This is a genomic window from Caballeronia sp. ATUFL_F1_KS4A (assembly GCF_023630905.1).
GTDB lineage: Bacteria > Pseudomonadota > Gammaproteobacteria > Burkholderiales > Burkholderiaceae > Caballeronia > Caballeronia zhejiangensis.
The window spans coordinates 103,990-121,079 of record NZ_JALQEB010000005.1; the positions used below are offsets into that span (position 1 = coordinate 103,990).

Consider the following 17,090-nt stretch of genomic DNA (forward strand, 5'->3'; position numbering starts at 1 on the left):
GACATGAACAAGACTCTGCGCGCGAGCACCGCGTTCCCCGCGCGATGGCTCTGCATCGCCACGCTCATCGTCATGGCGTGCATGTCCGCGCGCGCGGAACCGAGCGGCGCGCGCGTCGTCGCGGGTTCCGGCTCGGTGACGAGCGCGGGCGCCAACACGATCATTCAGCAGAATAGCGGCCGCCTCGCCATCGACTGGAATTCGTTCAGCACGCGCCCTGGCGAAGCGGTCACGTTCAATCAGCCGGGCGCGAATTCGATCGCGCTGAACCGCGTCGTCGGACCGCGCCCGACGGCCTTCTTCGGCAAGCTCGACGCGAACGGCCAAGTGTTCATCGTCAATCCGAACGGCGTGATCTTCGGGCCGGGCGCGCAGGTGAACGTCGGTGGATTGCTGGCATCGACGCTCAATCTGTCGACAAGCGATTTCATGAGCGGCCACTACACCTTTTCGGGCGACGGGCGCTGGCATCGGCATCATCATCATCACGAGGACGGCGCGGCGGTCGTCAATCTCGGCACGCTCACGAGCGCGCCCGGCGGTTATGTCGCGCTGATCGGCGCGCGCGCGATCAACGCCGGCACGATCGACTCGCCCGGCGGTTTCGCGGCGCTCGCGGCGGGCGAGCGCATCGCGGTCACGCTCGGCGATCACAGCATGATCGGCTTGTCGGTGGAGCGCGGCGCGTTGCGTGCGCTCGCCGCCAATCACGGTCTGATTCAGGCCGATGGCGGTCAGGCCTGGCTCGTCGCGAGCGCCGAGGACGCGCTCCTCGCCAATGTCGTGAACAACACGGGCGTCATCCGCGCGAGAAGCGCCGTGAACCAGAACGGCGTGATCCGCCTCGTCGCGGACAAAGGCGTCGTGCAGGCCGGCGGCACGCTCGACGCATCCGCGCCGGATGGCGGCAACGGCGGCGCCATCGAAACGGCGGGCACGCAGGTGCGCGTCGCGCCGGACGCGCAGGTCACGACGGCGGCGGCATCGGGACAAACCGGAACGTGGCGCATTGCAAGCGACTTCGCCGCGCTCGTCGGCGGCGGCGATGCATTCGGACAGCGCTTCGGCACGATTCAGGGCGCGACGCTTTCGCGCGTGCTCGAATCGACCAATGTGTCGATCAGCGCCGCGTCGCCGGCGGGCTTTGCGGCGTTCGGCCTCGTGCTGATCGACGGCCCGGTCGCGTGGAGCGGCGTCAACACGCTTTCGCTCGCGGCGCAGAGCGCTATCCGCGTCGACGCGTCGATCAGCGCGCCGCGCGGCACGCTCGCGATGACGACCGCCGGCACCGCGACACAACAGGCGCCCATCCAGGCGGCCAATGTCGCCCTGCAAGGCGGCGCGGGCGCGTACCGGCTGACGAACGCGGGCAATCGCATCGGCACGCTGGCGGCGAACGCCGGTTCCGTCGACATCGCCGATAGCGCGCCGCTCACGATCGGCCGCGTCGCGGGTTTGTCGGGCGTTTCGGCGAGCGGCGCGGTCACGCTCACGGCGCCCGCGCTCACGCTCGCCGCGCCCATTGCGAGCCGCGCGAGCGGCACGGCGATCACGCTCGCCCCGGCGACCTTCGTGAACCGCGCGGGAGCGAACGCGCTTTCCGCGCCGAACGGCCGCTGGCTCGTCTACTCCGACGCGCCCGAGGCCGACGCCTTCGGCGGACTGCAAAGCGGCAATCTCGCGCTCTGGGGCGATGCCTACACCGGCGGCGCCGATGCGCGCGCGGCATCGGCATCGGGCAACCGGTTCGCGTTCAATGCGCGGCAGCAGGTCACGTTGACGGCGATCAACATCGACGTGCCGTTCGAGACGCCGCGCACGCTCGGTCCGAACGACGTGACGATCGCGCTGCGCTACAACGGCGCGAACTACGGCAACGCATTCGCCGACAGCCCGGCGAACCACGAGCCGTTCGTCTTTACGGTGACGAGCACCGGCGCGACGCCGGGCGCGGCGATCGGCACGTACGCGATCACGGTCACGGCGACGGGCGGCCCGACCGGCTACACGATCACGACGCAAGGCGGCACGCTGCGCATCGCGGGCACGCCGCCGCCTGCGCCGCCGTCCGTCCCCGTACAGCCGGTGATGCCGCAAGAACCGGAAACGCCCGTCACGACCGTCGCGGCGCTGCCCGGCATTCTCGATTCCGTGCGTACCGACGCGGCCAATCCCGCGCCGCTCTACAACGCGACGCCGGGCCTTCAGCCGGAGTCCGCGCCGCTCGTGCAGCAGCGCACCGATTCGACGAGCGACGGCAGCCGTCTGCCGGACGACGCATGGCCCGGTCACGTATGCCGCATGTGAGGCCCAGGCGCGTGCGACGCTTCGGGCCCCGCGAACGACGCCACAGCGTCGCGTCTCGCCGGCTCGCCGTGCTCATCGCGACGCTCGTCGCGGCGACGGCGCGCGACATGCGCGAAACGCACGCCCAGACGCTGCCGAACGCGGGCAGCATCCTGCGCGAACAGCAGCAGCAAGCGCCCGCGCCCGTCCCGCCTTCCGATCTGCGTCTGAACGTGACGCCCGCGCCCGAACCGCCGCCCGTCTCCGGCGAAACAGGAGGCATCCGCTTCGAAGTGAAAGGTTTCGCGTTCACCGGCAACACGCTTTTCCCGACGGCGGAACTGCTCGACGCCGTGCGGCCGTTCATCGGTGCGGGGCGTTCGCTCGACGATCTCGAAAGCGCCGCCGATCGCGTGAGCGCGTTCTATCGGCGGCACGGCTATCTGGTCGCGCGCGCCTATGTGCCGCCGCAGCAGATCGATGACGGCATCGTGCGTATCGCGGTGAGCGAGGGACGTTACGGTCGCATCGACATCGACAACCAGTCGCGCACGCGCGACCCCGTCATCGCGCGATTTTTCGGCGCGCTCAAACCGGGCGACGTGATCGACGAGCGCGCCCTCACCCGCGCCACGTTGCTCGCGCAGGACGCGGCCGGCACGACGGGCGCGAACGCGACGATCTCGCCGGGCCTTCTTCCCGGCACCTCCGACATGACGCTCGCCGTGCCGACCGCGCGGCCCGTCTCCGGCAGCGTGCAGGCCGACAACTACGGCCAGACGACGACCGGCACCGCGCGTCTCATCGGCGCGCTGCAATGGAACAATCCGCTCGGCATCGGCGATCAGTTGGGCGCGCGGCTGCTCGGCTCGATCACCGGGCAGTTCTACGGCAACATCGGCTACACGGTGCCGGTCGGCGGCAGCGGGTTCGCGTGGGGCGTCGGCTACACGCGCTCGACGTATTCGGTCGGCGGTCAGTTCGACGAACTCGACGCCTACGGCAGCGCCAATGTCTTCTCGACGTTCCTGAGCTACGCGCTGCTGCGCTCGCCGTCGGCGAACGTATTCGCGACGCTCGGCTACGACCACAAGCTGCTGTCGGATCACCTCGGCGCGTTCGATTCCGTCAGCGACAAGACGAGCGATGTCGGCCGGCTCGGGCTCTCGGGCAATCTGACGCTCGAAAAGAGCATCACGACGTTCGACACGGCTATCCAGCAAGGCAACCTGCGCTATAAGACGCCGCAGCCGGAACAGATCGCCGCGCAGATCGCCGGTGCGTTCACGAAGTTCGTGTTCGCCGTGACGCACACGCAGGTGATCGGCGATCAGGCCAACGGCACGCAGCTCTACCTTTCGCTCAACGGCCAGGCGACTTCGCGCAATCTCGATTCGTCCGAGCAGATCTCGCTCGGCGGCCCGTATGCCGTGCGCGCCTATGCGACCGGCGACGCGCCCGTCGACGAAGCGTATATCGCGACCATCGAACTACGGCAGACGATCAGGCAATCGCTCGTGCCGGTGCTCGTGACGCTATCGGGCTTCATCGATACCGCCGACGGGAAGATCGTCGCGCATCCGGTCGCGCCGGGCAGCGATCACGTCCGGCTTTCCGGGCTGGGCGTCGGCGCGACGTTCGCCGCGCCGCACGACTTTCTGCTGTCGATGTCGTACGCGCACACGCTCGGCTACGTGCCTTCGACGCTCGGCACCGGACACGCGAACCGCTTCTGGATCGCGCTCACGAAGTCCTTCTGAGACCGAACATGACGCGCGCCCGACACCTTCTTCTCTTCCTCTTCCTGGCGATGACCGCGCGCGCGGCGTGCGCCGAAGCGGTCGCGACGATCACCGCGCTCGTCGGCAATGTCGCGATTCAATCGGCGGGCGGCGCGCAACGCGTGGCGGCGGTCGGCGGCGACATCGACAACGGCGACACCGTGCAGACCGGCGTCGGCTCGGAAATCGTGATGATCTTCACCGACAAGCAGCGCGTGTATCTGAAGCCCGGCTCGGTGTTTCGCGTCGACGATTTTCATTACGCGGTGAACGCGCCGCAGGAAGACCGCAGCTTTCTGTCGCTCGTGAAAGGCGGATTGCGCGCGCTCGACGGGCTCGTCGCGAAGGAAGGCAAGCCGGAGAACTATCGCGTGAAGACGCCGACGTCGACCATCGGCATACGCGGCACCGAATATTCCGTCACCGATTGCGCGAATCTCGAACCGGGCGCGAACGCGGATTGCAAGGGCGATCAGATCGTCGTCTACGATGGTCAGATCGTCGTCATCAATCAGGTCGACAGGCAGATCGTGCGCGCGGGCGAAGGCGCGATCGTCGTGAGTCCGCGGCTGCCGTTCGGCGTGCTGCCGGCATCGCGCGTGACGCCGGTGGTGCCGTCGGCGGCGTGCCGTTAGCGAGCCCACGATGAGCGAAAACACGAGCCGCGATACGGACGTCATGCGCGCAGCGCAGTTGCACGCGGCGCTCATGTCTTTCGGCGTCGATGCGCACGCGCGCGTGCTGGCGGCGCGGCTCGTCGTCGCGAACGAGCAGATCCGGGCCGCGCAATGAGGGTGCGAGAACCGCTCGCGTTCACGTTCAAACGCTCGGGCGCGCGCTGGGCGCTCGGGCTCGCGATCGTCGTCGCGCTCGCGGGACATGCGCTGTCGCGCTATGACATCCGCTTCATCGATTCGCTCGACGCGATGATCTACGACGCGAAAGTGCGTCTCTTCATGCCGCGCACGACGGACGCGCGCATCGCGATTCTCGATATCGACGAGAAAAGCCTCGCCGAACTGGGCCGCTGGCCGTGGGATCGCGCGCGCATGGCGGCGCTCGTCGATACGCTGTTTTCGCGCGAGCGCATCGCGGTGCTCGGCTTCGACATGGTGTTCGCGGAAGCCGACGCGAGTTCGGGCCTTGCCGTGCTCGACGAACTCGCGCGCGGCCCGCTCGCCGAGGACGCCGCGTACCGCAAGACGCTCGATGCGCTTGCTCCGCGCCTCGATTACGACCGCCGTTTCGCCGATGCCCTTGCCGGTCATCCCGTCGTGCTCGGCTTTTACTTTTCGAATCGCGATGCATCGAGCGGCGCGATTCCATCGCCCTTGATGAGCGCGCGCGCGTTCGGCACGCATCCGCTCATGCTCTTCGACTGGACGAGCTACGGCGGCAATCTGCCCGCGCTGCAACAGGCGGCGAAGCGCGCCGGATACTTCAATCCCGTGATCGATTTCGACGGCTCCGTGCGCCGCGTGCCGCTCATCGCGGCCTATCGCGACGGCGTGTACGGCGCGCTGTCGCTCGAAGTGATCCGCGCGCTGTTCGGCGACGCCGCGGTGACGCCGGTCTTCGACGACGCAACCGATCCCGCCGCGCCGCTCGCGGGACTCGCGCTCACGACGCCGCGCGGCACGCGCACGATTCCTGTCGATGAAAACGGCGCGGCGCTCGTGCCCTATCGCGGCCCGACCGGCAGCTTCCCGTATTACTCCATCGCCGACGTGCTCGGAGAGCGCATTCCCGCCAACGCGCTCGCGGGCAAGATCGCGCTCGTCGGCACGACGGCGCCGGGCCTGATGGATCAGCGCACGACGCCCGTCGGCGAGGTCTATCCGGGCGTCGAGGTGAACGCGAATCTGATCGGCGGCATGCTCGACGATACGATCCGCTTCGAACCCCCGTTCGCGTCGGCGTTGCAGGCGTCGATGCTCGCGCTCATCGGACTCGCGATGATCTTCCTCTGGCCGTGGCACATGCCCGCGCGCGCGACGATCTTCACCGCGATGTTGCTCGCGCTCGTCGTCGCGGCGGATCTCTTCGCGTTCGCGCGGCTTCGCTGGTCGATTCCTGTGGCGTCGCCGCTGCTCGCCGCGCTCGCGCTCTACGTGCTCAACATGTCGTACGGCTACTTCGTCGAGGCGCGCGCGAAACGCCATTTCACCGCGCTGTTCGGGCAATACGTGCCGCCCGAGCTCGTCGAGGAAATGAGCCGTCATCCGGAGGACTACAGCATGGCCGGGCGGCGCGCCGAGTTGACCGTGCTGTTCTGCGACGTGCTCGGCTTCACGGCCATCGCGGAGACGCTGGAGCCGGAAGCGCTCGCGCGTCTGATGAACGAGTATCTCGGCACGATGACCGAAGTGATCCGCGCGCATCGCGGCACGCTCGACAAGTACATCGGCGATGCGATCATGGGTTTCTGGGGTGCGCCCGTCGACGATCCGGATCACGCGCGCAACGCCGTCGCGGCGGCGCTCGGCATGCGCGCGGCGCTCGTCGAGCTGAACCGCACGCTCACGGCGCGCGGCTGGCCGACGCTGTGGATCGGCATCGGCATCAATACGGGGCCGATGACCGTCGGCGACATGGGCTCGCACGTGCGCCGCGCCTACACCGTGATGGGCGATGCCGTGAATGTCGCGGCGCGGCTCGAAGGCCTCACGCGGCGCTTCGATATCGACATCATCGTGGGGGAAGCGACGCGCGAACGGGTGACGGATATCGCGTTCCGCGAGATCGATCGCGTGCGCGTGAAAGGACGCGTCGCGCCGATTGCGGTGTTCGAGCCGCAGCCCCCGCACGAACACGGCGATGCGCTCACGCGCTGGCACGCGGCGCTCGCGCACTATCGCGCGCGCGAGTGGGACGAAGCGCAAACGCTACTCGCGACGCTCGCGGCGCAGTATCCTGAGCGACAGGTGTACGCGATGTATCGCAGGCGCATCGATGCGCTGCGCGGCATTGCGTTGCCCGAGGACTGGGATTGCGTAAGCGAATTCGACACGAAATGAATCATCATGAACGTTCGGGTACTCGGCTGTAGCGGCGCGATCAGGAGCGGCGGCGACGATGCGGGCGATCGCGGCGGCACGACGGCGCTGCTCGTCGACGGCGACATCATGATCGATGCCGGCACGGGCGTCGCCGTGCTCACCGACGACGAACTCGCGCGTATCGATCATGTGTTTCTCACGCACTCGCATCTGGATCACATTGCGTATCTGCCGCTCATGATCGATGCCACGAGCGACGCGCGCGATAGGCCGCTCGTCGTTCACGCGAGCCGCGCGACGCTCGACATACTTCAGGCGCACATCTTCAACAATCTGATCTGGCCGGACTTCACGCGCATTCCTTCGCCCGATGCGCCGGGCGTGCGCTTCGAAGCGCTGGAGGTCGGCGAATGCTTCATGCTGAACGGGCGCACCGTGACGGCATTGCCCGCGCGGCATACGGTGCCGTCGATGGGGCTGGCGGTGTCGAACGCAACGGCGTGCATCGCATTCAGCGGCGATACGACGAGCAATCCCGAGTTCTGGGCCGCCGTGTGCGCGTTGCCGGGACTGCGCCATGTGATCGTCGAGACCGCGTATCCGGATGCGCAGATCGCGTTGGCGCGTGCGGCGCATCACTATTGCCCGAAGCTCATCGCCGATGATCTGCGTGGCCGCGCGATGAAAGCCGAATTGCTGATTTCGCATCTGAAACCGCCGCACGGCGCGCAGATTCTGGAAGAACTGCGCGCCGCGTTGCCCGATGTGTCGCTGCGTGCGTTGCGCGCGGGCGAAGTGCTGACGTTGTGATGTTCAACGCGAACCCGCTGCCGCACGACGCTCGATGCTGATCGGCGTGACGTTCGCCGGCGCCGACGTAACCGCGGCCGGCAGCAACTCGCCTCGCACGATCGCCCGCACCGTTCCCGCGATCATGAGACCGATCACCACGTTGGCCACGACGAACGCAGCCGGTGCGATCCACGTCATCGGGCCGGCGGCGCCGCGTTCGAGCATGCGAATAGCCATCGTCGGCAATGCTGCGGCACCGAAGCTGAAGGCCCAGTACGAAGGCGTGAACGCGCGTTGGCGAATCCAGGGCACGAGGCGCGCGAGCATCAGCGCCTGATAGAGACCGTAGCCGAGCAGCATGTATGCGAACGTATCGGGTACGCCGTGCGTGATCGCGAGATACGACACGCCTCCGACGACCGGCGGCGCAAGCTGGATGCCGAGCGTAGGGCGCAATGCTTCGGGCAGCGGTTCATGCACGGCGGCGCGATGCAACACGATCGATTCGATCGCGAGCCACGAGAACACGCCCGCGCCGAACAGCAACATGCCGATTTGCGTGAAACCGAGCCCGGCCGCCGCCGTCGCCGCGACGAAGCTGGGCGCGACCGTCGGAAGGTAGATGGCGGGCGTCGTCAGCTCGGGCTTGCGGCCGCCCTGCCAGAACCGGCCATGCAGATACGCGCCGAGCGCGAGCGAACTCGCGACGCCGATCGCGAAGAGCGCGATCGCGAGCGGCCGCGAATAAGGCTGCACGGCTTGTGCGACGAGCATCGCCGATACCGGCACGAGCGCCGCGAACGAAGACTGCACCGGATGACGCATTTCCGCGATGGCCGCATCGCGCTGGACGAGCCACTTGCGCCCGTATGCGACGAGCACCGCGATCCAGACGACGAGCGCGCCCGCCGTCAGCCATGCGGGCACCGCATCGGGAATCGCCCACACGCGAGCCGCCGCGCGCCATGCGCCCGCGAGCGCGAGCCCGCCGACCGCGATGCCGAAGAACGCAGCCGGCATCGGCGCGCGATTGTTCGTACCATTGTTGCTGTTCATTGCCCTTCTCCTTGATTTGCGTCGTTGGAGAAAGGTTAGTGGCGACGGCCTTCCGCGCGTATGCCGCAGCGTCTCATTGCGCTGCGCGCGCGTCTCAATCAGTCGCCGCCGCGCAGCTTCACCGCGATTTCGTGCCAGTCCTCTACCGCGTGTTTCAGCTCGCGGCACAGTCTCGGATCGAGCGCATCGAGACGCGACCACAGACGATCGAGCGTCTTCTCACGGGCTTCGTACACGGCGACCGCCGCGACTCTGCTCGCGCCCGACAGACGCGCCTCGGCATCGGCGCATTCCATGTAGAGATGCGCGAGATGCGGATCGGCAAGTTCGACGGGACGCAGGTGAACGGCAGTGAAGCGTGACTTCATGGTGGTTTCCCCGGCTCTTCTTGTTATCGGCGCGCGCTTTCGCATCGCGGTTGCGCGACAGTATGAAGGGCCGGGAAATGCGCCGACAAGCTAAAACGCGTGCGTTCTGTGCGCTATGAAGCGATAGACGTGTTCGGCGTCGCTCACCTCGCGACGAACGCATCGACATGCCGCGCGAGCTCGATCGGATACCGGAACATCAGCGCGTGTCCCGCGTCGCTGACCACATCGAGCGTCGCGCGCGGAATCATCTGTTCGAGACGGCGCGCGTTGGTATCGGCAAGCACATCGTCGTTCGCGCCCGCGAGAAAAGAAAACGCGACGCGCCAACGGCAGCGGGGAATAATAGGCGGCGAATTGCGCGCGTTCAACAAGAGCTTAAGAACAAGGAGTTAAAGCAGATGAATCGATTCTTCCGCTTGTGCCTTCTTCCCGCCGCTGCATTCGCGCTCGTCGCGTGCAGCACGCCTGTCGAGTTTTCGGCGAGCGCGAATCCGCCTTCATGGAATAACGACGGCGATGCCGATTTCAGCGGCATGGACAACGCGATGTCCGCATGCAAGGGCGCCGCGAAAAGAGCCGGCGCGGGCCGTTGCACGCAGGTGCGCGCCTACGAGGCGTGCATGAAGGACAAGGGCTACATCACCGTGCTCGGGCCGGAGAATCCGCCGAACTGCGGCCAGCCCGATTGGGAACAGGACGTACGAAAGTGGCTCGAATAAAGCGCTATTTGCGGTTCGCCATGCGCATGAAGAGCACGTACAGGAGCGCGCCCGCCACCGCGCCGATCAGCCAGCCGAGATTGTTCGGCGGCAGGAGCTTGAAGAACTGCGTCGACAGTTCCCAGCCGACCGAGATCACGCCCGATACGATCAGCGCCGCGAGCCCGACCTTGTTCCATCCGCCGTCGTAATAGAAGCGTCCGCCGGGCTGCATCGAATACAGTTCGGCGGTCCTCACCTGCTGGCGCTTCACGAGGTAATAGTCGGACATCATCACGCCGTACATCGGCGCGAGCACGGCGCCGAACACGGACACGAAGATCGTGATCGCCTTCGGGCTGTCGACGAAGATCCACGGACACACGAGCACCGCGAGTATCGACGCGATCAGGCCGCCCTTCTTGAAGTCCACATGCTTCGGAAACAGATTGGCGATGTCGTACGCGGGCGACACGAAGTTCGCGACGATATTGATGCCCATCGTCGCGATGACGAACGTGACGCTGCCGATCGCCACCCACACCTTGTTTTCGATGCGCGAGACGATTTCGACCGGGTCCATGATCATCGTGCCGAACACTTTCTCGCTGCCCGCCGTGACGATCACCGTGATGATTGCAAACGCAACGAAGTTGAACGGCAGCCCGAGGAAGTTGCCGATCTTCATCTGCCGCTCGCTTTTCGCGAAGCGCGAGAAGTCGCCGAAATTCAGCAGCAGCGCGGCGAAATAGCTCACGACGAGCAGGATCGCGTTGATCATCGCGTGAAGTTGCTCGTCGCCGGTCAGCACCTTGCCCGAGAGCGTGAGATTCAGGCTGCCGAGACCCGCGCGATAGAGAATCCATCCCATCAGCACGAACATCACGACATACACGGCCGGCCCGCAAAAATCGATGAACTTGCGGATGATCTCCATGCCGCGCTGAAAGATGACGAGCTGCAGCAGCCACATGAAGAGGAAGCTGACCCAGCCGAGCATGTCGAGCCTGAGAAAGCTCGTATCGCGCCACGCGGCGACAGACGGCACGAAGAGCAGCAGCAAGGTCGCGACGGCCTTCGACGCGAAATACGTCTGCACGCCGTACCACACGATGCCGACCACGCCGCGAATCAGCGCGGCGAGATTCGCGCCCATCACGCCCATCGAGACGCGCGCCATCACCGGGAAAGGAATGCCGTGTCTCAAGCTCGGCTTGCCGACCCAGTTCATCAGCACATACACGATGAGAATGCCGATGGTCAGCGCGAGCAGCACCTGCCAGCCCGAGATGCCGAGCAGAAAGAGACTCGCGGCGAAGGTGTAGCCGCCGACGCTGTGCACGTCCGACATCCACATCGCGAAAATGCTGTAGCCGTTCCAGGTGCGCTTCGCGCGCGGCACGGGCGCGAGGTCGTGGTTGTAGAGGCGCTCGTCGGCGTTGACGATTTCGGCATCGGCACCGAGCGCGGCGGCGTCGGCGGCGGAGGTTGCGTGGGATGCGGCCATCATGTCCTCCAGTGCCTTCGGCGGGCTCGAGTTATGAACCTAGATTAATGCATCAAAAAGCGAAAATGAAACGGCGTGCGCGTTGCCTTGCGACGCATTAAAGTCCGTCCGTGCGCCTGCCGTTATGCTGGCCATGAGAAAAAAACGCCTTCACTCCCGAGATATGAACAACGCCTTCGCCGCCGCAGCCGAGGCGCTCGCGCTCTTCTGCCGGCTGCGTAACGTCGATGCCGCCGACCTGAGCGCGTGCGAAGTCGATGTCTTCCTCAATCTCGCATTCGAGGAAGCCGCGCAGCAAGCAGCCGCACGCATCGAGGCGCGCCGGACAGGCTGAAGCGTGCGGACCTTCGCTACGGGTGCGGATCTTGCTCGTCCACAAAGGATGGCCAGCGATCGCGCCGCGGAGGTTCCATGTCGAAGATTCTCGGCCCTGTGCTGGGCCCGCAGGTGAGAAGCGTCGCGCGTCATCCGTTCGGCTTTGCGATGCGCACGTTCAAGGCTTTTCGCGCCAATCAGGGCCTGCTGCTCGCGGGCGCGGTCGCGTATTACGCGCTGCTTTCCATCGTCCCGCTGCTGATCCTGATCGTGATCGTGCTGTCGAAATTCGTCGGGCAACAGCGATTGCTCGACACGCTCGCGCATCTGCTCGAATGGCTCGTGCCGGGCCAGGCGCACGCCGTCGTGGGCGAGCTCGCGAATTTTCTTGCGCATCGCGCGGTGCTCGGCTGGCTGCTGCTCGTCACGATGATCTTCTTCAGTTCGCTTGCCTTCACGGTGCTCGAGAACGCGATGTCGGTGATCTTCGTGCATCGCGTCGCGGTCAGGCGGCGGCATTTTCTGCTCTCGGCGCTCCTGCCTTACTGCTACATCCTGTTTCTCGGCGTCGGCATGCTGATCGTCACGCTCGTGTCGAACGGCCTTCAGGCGATGGGCAGCAACAGCGTCGACCTGCTCGGCGTCGAGGTGTCGCTCAGGGGCGTGTCGCGGCTTTTGCTGTATCTGCTCGGCGTCGCGGGCGAGATCTTCGTGCTGACGTCGATCTATCTCGTGATGCCTGTCGGCCGGCCTTCGCTGCGGCTCGCGCTGCTCGGCAGCGTGACGGCCGCCGTGCTCTGGGAAATCACGCGGCATGTGCTCGTCTGGTACTTCGCGACGCTCTCGCAAGTGAGCGTCGTTTACGGATCGCTGACGACGTCGATCGTCGTGCTCTTCAGCCTCGAAGCGCTCGCGACGCTGCTTCTATTCGGCGCGCAAGTAATCTCCGAATTCGAGCGCTTCGGCTCCGAGGCCGATGCGCCGCCGCAGCCCTTCACCACCGGTTGAACGCGCCGCAGCATGTCTTCGCGACGCGCGTGCGCTACAGTGATGCGCCCTCATTCCAGCGCCGCCGATGTCGACACCCACACGCTCGCACGGCACGCGCATCGCGCTCTTCACCGTCGTCGCGATGATCGCGTTCGCCGGCAACTCGCTGCTGTGCCGCCTCGCGCTCAGGGGCGCGCGCATCGACGCGGCGAGTTTCACGCTCGTACGCGTCGCGTCGGCGGCGCTCGTGCTGTGGATCATCCTGCTCGCGCGCGGCGCGCCCGGCGACGACACGCGACGCGCCGGAAGCTGGGTATCGGCATTCGCGCTGATCGTGTATGCGGCGGCGTTCTCCTTCGCGTACGTTCGGCTCGCGGCGGGCACCGGCGCGCTGCTGCTCTTCGGCGCGGTGCAGGCGACGATGATCGGCTACGGCATCGCGACCGGCGAGCGTCTCGCCGCGGCGCAATGGCTCGGCCTGCTGCTCGCGCTCGCCGGTCTCGTGTGGCTCGTGCTGCCAGGACTCGCCGCGCCCGATCCGGCGTCGTCCGCACTGATGATCGCTGCGGGCATCGGTTGGGGCGTCTATTCATTGCGCGGACGGGGCCAGTCCGATCCCGTCGCCGCGACGGCCGGCAATTTCCTGCGCGCGCTGCCGTTCGCGATCGCGGTGTCGGCGCTCGCGCTCGCGTTTGCGGGTACGAACGCGGATGTCTCAGGCCTGGCCTACGCGATGACCTCGGGTGCGTTGACCTCGGGGCTCGGCTATGTCGTCTGGTACGCGGCGTTGAAAGGATTGAAGCCCGCGACGGCGGCCACGGTGCAACTGAGCGTGCCGCTCATCACGGCGGCGGGCGGCGTGCTGCTGCTCGGCGAAACGCTGACGATGCGGCTCGCGGCCAGCGCGGTCGCGATTCTCGGCGGCATCGCGCTCGTCGTGTCGTCGAAGCCCCGATGACGAACTGTGGCGCGCGTTCCACACGCAAACGGCTGCCATGCGCGTATGTGCGGCACCTCACATACGCGCGGGAACTTCCTCTGAAGAATGATGCATGCACCGCACTTCAAATCGGGGCAGGAACGGGAAATGCTGACGTACTGGCCGAAGTTGCTTCGCCGTCGCGACGCGCAATGAGGTGAAATCGCCGTGCAACGGTGCGCCGGACCGTGCCACGGCAGGCGCGCCGCGCATCGGGCGCAATGATCCGCAGCGTCGTTCCAACGCCTCCTCGCCGCCCCTGATTGTGGCGATATGTGGCGCGAGTTACATTGTTTGGCAAAAAAGGGCCGGCGGCAGATGCTGAACCGGCAACCGGCTGTTACGTCCGACGAAGCCGCATCGCGTTTGATTGTTCATATGATGGGACGCGCGAGGTGAAGCATCGGGCCGGACGCGCGCTGTAAGTCCGCGTTGGTCCGCTGTCTGACGAATAGGTTCTGGAGAGCGCTGTCATGCCTCAGCACGCAAAGCTACCCGAAGAGAGCATCGCGGAACGCGCAAGTCCTGCGAATGATCCCACTGTCACTCACTTGCCCGAGACTGCAATCGATTACGACGACGAACCCGGCCCCATGCGCGCGCCGCTGCGCTTCGGGCGTCTCGCGCTGTGGATGGCGTCGGCGAGCGCGCTTGGCATCGGCGTGCTCGGCACGGTCGCGTACGGCATGTGGTTCAACCACGATCAGCGCGTCTATGCCGAGGCGATGGCGAGCGCGCGCCGCACGCTCGGCATCGATCAGCCGGTGATCACCGCGCAGACGCAATCGGGCGGCGCCGTCGAAACGCCCTTGACCGCCGCGCCCGGCAGCGCGATTCCGTACTCGTCGAACGACGGTCCGACGGCCGCGCCCATCGACACGGCATCGCTCGCGGACAACGCACCCACCGCCGATCCCGCCGACGATCCCGCCGACGAAACCACCGTCGCCAACGCTGGCGCTGACGGCTCGGGCGCGGCCGCCGCCGCGGCGCTCGCGACGGCTTCCGCGCAACCTTTGGCGCAACAGGCGCAACGCCGCGGCACGCCGTCCGCGACGCAGCGTGCGGCCGTCGATCGGAGCAATCGCGCCGATCAGTACGCGCAGGCACGCAGGCATCAGGCGCGCGCGAACGCAAGGCAGCAGTCCGAAGGCGGACTGTTCGCGCGCGTGGGCGCGTTCTTCCATCGAGTGAGCTATCGACACAATGTTCCGACCCGTCAGCGAGAGGAGTATTCACGTCCCTGAGGAGACGCTGGCGAGCCGTGCGCGGCACGCGATCATGCGCCTGCGCGTGCCCGGCCCCGCGCCGCTCGCTGGCGCGGCCTTGCTGTGTCTGCTGATCGGGCTGCTGTTCCTGGCGTTGCAGGTGCGCGCGATCTTTTCGGCGCAACTGCAGCAGGAGTACGTCGGGCTCGTGCTCGAAGCGGTCGAGCGCGCCGATACCGCCCGCGCGACCGCGCTTTCCCTGCAGAACACGCCCGCGAGCGATACGCAGCGCCAGGCCGCGTATCGCGAGGCGCGCATCGAATTGGCCGGGCGGCTCGCGGCGCTGCATGCGCTGGTGTCGTCGAGTCCGATGTCGGCGCCGTCGCTGCCTTCCGCCGTGCTCTCGCCTTCCGCCGCGCTCGGCGAGGCCAGCTCCGCGCTCGATTCGGCCTACGCCTGGTGGCGCGCGGAGCGCGATCGCACGAGCGCGGACGTGCGCGAGCGCATCCTGAGCGTGTCGCATACGCTGATCGCGTTGTCGGCGATCGTATTCGGCGTGCTCATCACCGCGCTCGGCATGTATGCAAAACGCAATCGGCAGCTTCTCGGGATTTCGAACGAATTCGAGCAGGCGTCGCTGCACGATCCGATGACGGGCCTGCCCAACCGGCGCAAGCTCTTCGCGGCGCTGGAAGAAGCGGCGAATGCGCTCGCGAGCGGCGCGCGCGGGGCGTCGCGCATCGCGGTGCTGTATATCGATCTCGATGGCTTCAAGCGCGTCAACGACACGCACGGCCACCGCATCGGCGATGAGTTTCTGATTGCGGTGTCGCGGCGTTTTCGTCAGGCGGTGCGCGGCGGCGATCTGGTCGCGCGTATCGGCGGCGACGAATTCGCGTTGCTCGTGCGCGAGTTTTCGAGCGATGGCGAGCTCGCGGTGATCGCGCAGAGAATCATCGCGTGCGTCGCGGAAACCGACGCGCAGATGGGCTTGTCGATCGTGCGCGCGAGCGTCGGCATCGCGAGTTTTCCGGATCGTGTCGACGATTACTGGCGGCTCGTCGCCGCTGCCGACGACACGATGTACACCGTCAAGCGCAACGGCAAGAACGGCTACGCGTTCGCGTCGGCGCCGTCCGCCTGACGCTCGTTCCTACGCGGCGGCGCGCAGGTCTTCTTCGCCGCCCAGCGCCTCGGTCAGCGCCGACAGCATGCGCGCGAGTTCGCCTGTCATCAGGATGAAGTCGGATTCGAAGCGCTCGTCGTCGTTCGACGCGGTCGGATCGGCGGCTTCCTTGATGACGTCGAGCGCGCTCACGCGCTTCAATGTGAGCGATGGCGTCAGCACGTACGACACGCGGTCGTCCCACGTCATCGCAAGACGCATGCACTGCTTGCCCGCTTCGATATGGCGGCGCATGTCTTCCGTTTCGAGCGCGTGACCGACGTAGCGGACGGTCGCGTTGCCTTCGCCGGTCGAGCGCAGTTCCGTATCGCGATCGAGCGTGAAGCCCGCGGGCGCGTCGCCGGAAAGCAGCCATTCGGTCATCGCCGAAACGGGCGAGCGCGCCGTGCGGACGCTCGCGAGCGGCAGATCGGTGACGGACTTCACCAGCAAGCCGATGATGTCGTCGCACAGCGTCGCCGACGACGAATCGATCGCGAGCCAGCCGTTCACCGGATCGATCCACACGCGCGTATCGCGGCGGATGCTGAAGGCGCGCGGCAGGAGTTCGTCGGTGATCTGTTCCTTGAGCTCTTTCATCTGCTTGCGGCCGGGTTTGAAGCCCTGCTGCTCTTCGAGCTCGGCGGCGCGTTCCTTCACGAACTGCGTGACGACGGATGCGGGCAGCAGCTTCTTTTCCGCGCGATAGACGATGAGCATCTGACGGTTCGCCGTGTAGACGAGATCATCGTCGCCGCGCGGCGAGACCCAGCCGCGCCGCTCGTTCTCGATGCTCGACGCCGCGGTGAACGCGAGCGGCGCGAGCCATTGCTGCATCTGCTGCGGCGTGACGGACCAGTGTGCGGGAAGACGGTGAAGCTGAAGATTCTTGAACCACATGGCGCGGGATTTCGATGTAGTCGGAAAGGGGCGCCATTCTATA

General features: G+C 66.5%; 17 protein-coding genes. 12 read left to right on the forward strand and 5 right to left on the reverse strand.

Annotation, left to right across the window (positions count from 1 at the left end):
- Window positions 1-3: 3 nt before the first annotated feature.
- From NCS03_RS07635 to NCS03_RS07660, 6 genes are read left to right on the forward strand one after another with little or no spacing between them, the layout of a single operon-like run.
- Window positions 4-2,307 carry a two-partner secretion domain-containing protein gene (locus NCS03_RS07635; RefSeq protein ID WP_250529002.1) on the forward strand — a complete coding sequence of 768 codons (2,304 nt, stop codon included), beginning with the start codon at window positions 4-6 and terminating at the stop codon, window positions 2,305-2,307.
- On the forward strand, window positions 2,280-4,046 hold the full coding sequence (locus tag NCS03_RS07640) for a ShlB/FhaC/HecB family hemolysin secretion/activation protein (RefSeq protein WP_250529003.1): 1,767 nt from the start codon (window positions 2,280-2,282) through the stop codon (window positions 4,044-4,046). Before NCS03_RS07635 ends, NCS03_RS07640 begins: the two co-directional genes overlap by 28 nt.
- 8 nt (window positions 4,047-4,054) lie before the next feature.
- The gene (locus NCS03_RS07645) at window positions 4,055-4,702 is read left to right on the forward strand and encodes a FecR family protein (RefSeq protein WP_250518205.1); all 648 of its coding nucleotides are present in this window, start codon (window positions 4,055-4,057) and stop codon (window positions 4,700-4,702) included.
- 10 nt (window positions 4,703-4,712) lie between these two features.
- A complete protein-coding gene (locus tag NCS03_RS07650) occupies window positions 4,713-4,859 on the forward strand; it encodes a hypothetical protein (protein ID WP_160297415.1) in 147 nt (48 codons plus the stop codon).
- The gene (locus NCS03_RS07655) at window positions 4,856-7,084 is read left to right on the forward strand and encodes a CHASE2 domain-containing protein (protein ID WP_250529004.1); all 2,229 of its coding nucleotides are present in this window, start codon (window positions 4,856-4,858) and stop codon (window positions 7,082-7,084) included. Before NCS03_RS07650 ends, NCS03_RS07655 begins: the two co-directional genes overlap by 4 nt.
- Before the next feature lie 6 nt (window positions 7,085-7,090).
- The gene (locus NCS03_RS07660; protein WP_250439764.1) at window positions 7,091-7,876 is read left to right on the forward strand and encodes a 3',5'-cyclic-nucleotide phosphodiesterase; all 786 of its coding nucleotides are present in this window, start codon (window positions 7,091-7,093) and stop codon (window positions 7,874-7,876) included.
- A gap of 3 nt (window positions 7,877-7,879) precedes the next feature.
- Here NCS03_RS07660 and tehA read toward each other — a convergent pair whose 3' ends face one another.
- The 3 genes from tehA to NCS03_RS07675 all read right to left on the reverse strand — a co-directional run bounded on the left by tehA (window position 7,880) and on the right by NCS03_RS07675 (window position 9,569).
- Window positions 7,880-8,914 carry a dicarboxylate transporter/tellurite-resistance protein TehA gene (gene tehA / locus NCS03_RS07665; protein ID WP_250434733.1) on the reverse strand — a complete coding sequence of 345 codons (1,035 nt, stop codon included), beginning with the start codon at window positions 8,912-8,914 and terminating at the stop codon, window positions 7,880-7,882.
- Window positions 8,915-9,012: 98 nt separating this feature from the next.
- Entirely contained in the window at window positions 9,013-9,282 is a 270-nt protein-coding gene (locus NCS03_RS07670; RefSeq protein ID WP_008349582.1) for a hypothetical protein, read from the reverse strand.
- 143 nt (window positions 9,283-9,425) lie between these two features.
- Entirely contained in the window at window positions 9,426-9,569 is a 144-nt protein-coding gene (locus NCS03_RS07675; RefSeq protein ID WP_008349581.1) for an alpha/beta fold hydrolase, read from the reverse strand.
- A gap of 114 nt (window positions 9,570-9,683) precedes the next feature.
- Here NCS03_RS07675 and NCS03_RS07680 point away from each other — a divergent pair, with 114 nt between their 5' ends.
- The gene (locus NCS03_RS07680) at window positions 9,684-10,004 is read left to right on the forward strand and encodes a hypothetical protein (protein WP_034474202.1); all 321 of its coding nucleotides are present in this window, start codon (window positions 9,684-9,686) and stop codon (window positions 10,002-10,004) included.
- A gap of 4 nt (window positions 10,005-10,008) precedes the next feature.
- Here the strand turns inward: NCS03_RS07680 and NCS03_RS07685 are convergent, their stop codons facing one another.
- Window positions 10,009-11,490, reverse strand: a complete 1,482-nt coding sequence (locus NCS03_RS07685; protein WP_033537166.1) for an NCS1 family nucleobase:cation symporter-1 — start codon at window positions 11,488-11,490, stop codon at window positions 10,009-10,011.
- 163 nt (window positions 11,491-11,653) lie between these two features.
- Between NCS03_RS07685 and NCS03_RS07690 the strand changes: the two genes are divergently transcribed.
- From NCS03_RS07690 to NCS03_RS07710, 5 genes are all read left to right on the forward strand, one after another.
- On the forward strand, window positions 11,654-11,824 hold the full coding sequence (locus NCS03_RS07690; RefSeq protein ID WP_160172930.1) for a hypothetical protein: 171 nt from the start codon (window positions 11,654-11,656) through the stop codon (window positions 11,822-11,824).
- A gap of 77 nt (window positions 11,825-11,901) precedes the next feature.
- Window positions 11,902-12,813 (forward strand): YihY/virulence factor BrkB family protein, encoded by a 912-nt coding sequence (locus NCS03_RS07695; protein ID WP_250529005.1) that lies wholly within the window; start codon window positions 11,902-11,904, stop codon window positions 12,811-12,813.
- Window positions 12,814-12,880: 67 nt separating this feature from the next.
- The gene (locus NCS03_RS07700) at window positions 12,881-13,753 is read left to right on the forward strand and encodes a DMT family transporter (protein ID WP_250529006.1); all 873 of its coding nucleotides are present in this window, start codon (window positions 12,881-12,883) and stop codon (window positions 13,751-13,753) included.
- Window positions 13,754-14,247: 494 nt separating this feature from the next.
- On the forward strand, window positions 14,248-15,021 hold the full coding sequence (locus NCS03_RS07705; RefSeq protein ID WP_250529007.1) for a hypothetical protein: 774 nt from the start codon (window positions 14,248-14,250) through the stop codon (window positions 15,019-15,021).
- A gap of 34 nt (window positions 15,022-15,055) precedes the next feature.
- A complete protein-coding gene (locus NCS03_RS07710; protein ID WP_250529017.1) occupies window positions 15,056-16,126 on the forward strand; it encodes a GGDEF domain-containing protein in 1,071 nt (356 codons plus the stop codon).
- A 9-nt stretch (window positions 16,127-16,135) separates the two neighbouring features.
- Here the strand turns inward: NCS03_RS07710 and NCS03_RS07715 are convergent, their stop codons facing one another.
- Window positions 16,136-17,047 (reverse strand): recombination-associated protein RdgC, encoded by a 912-nt coding sequence (locus NCS03_RS07715; protein ID WP_033537178.1) that lies wholly within the window; start codon window positions 17,045-17,047, stop codon window positions 16,136-16,138.
- Between the last annotated feature and the right edge of the window lie 43 nt (window positions 17,048-17,090).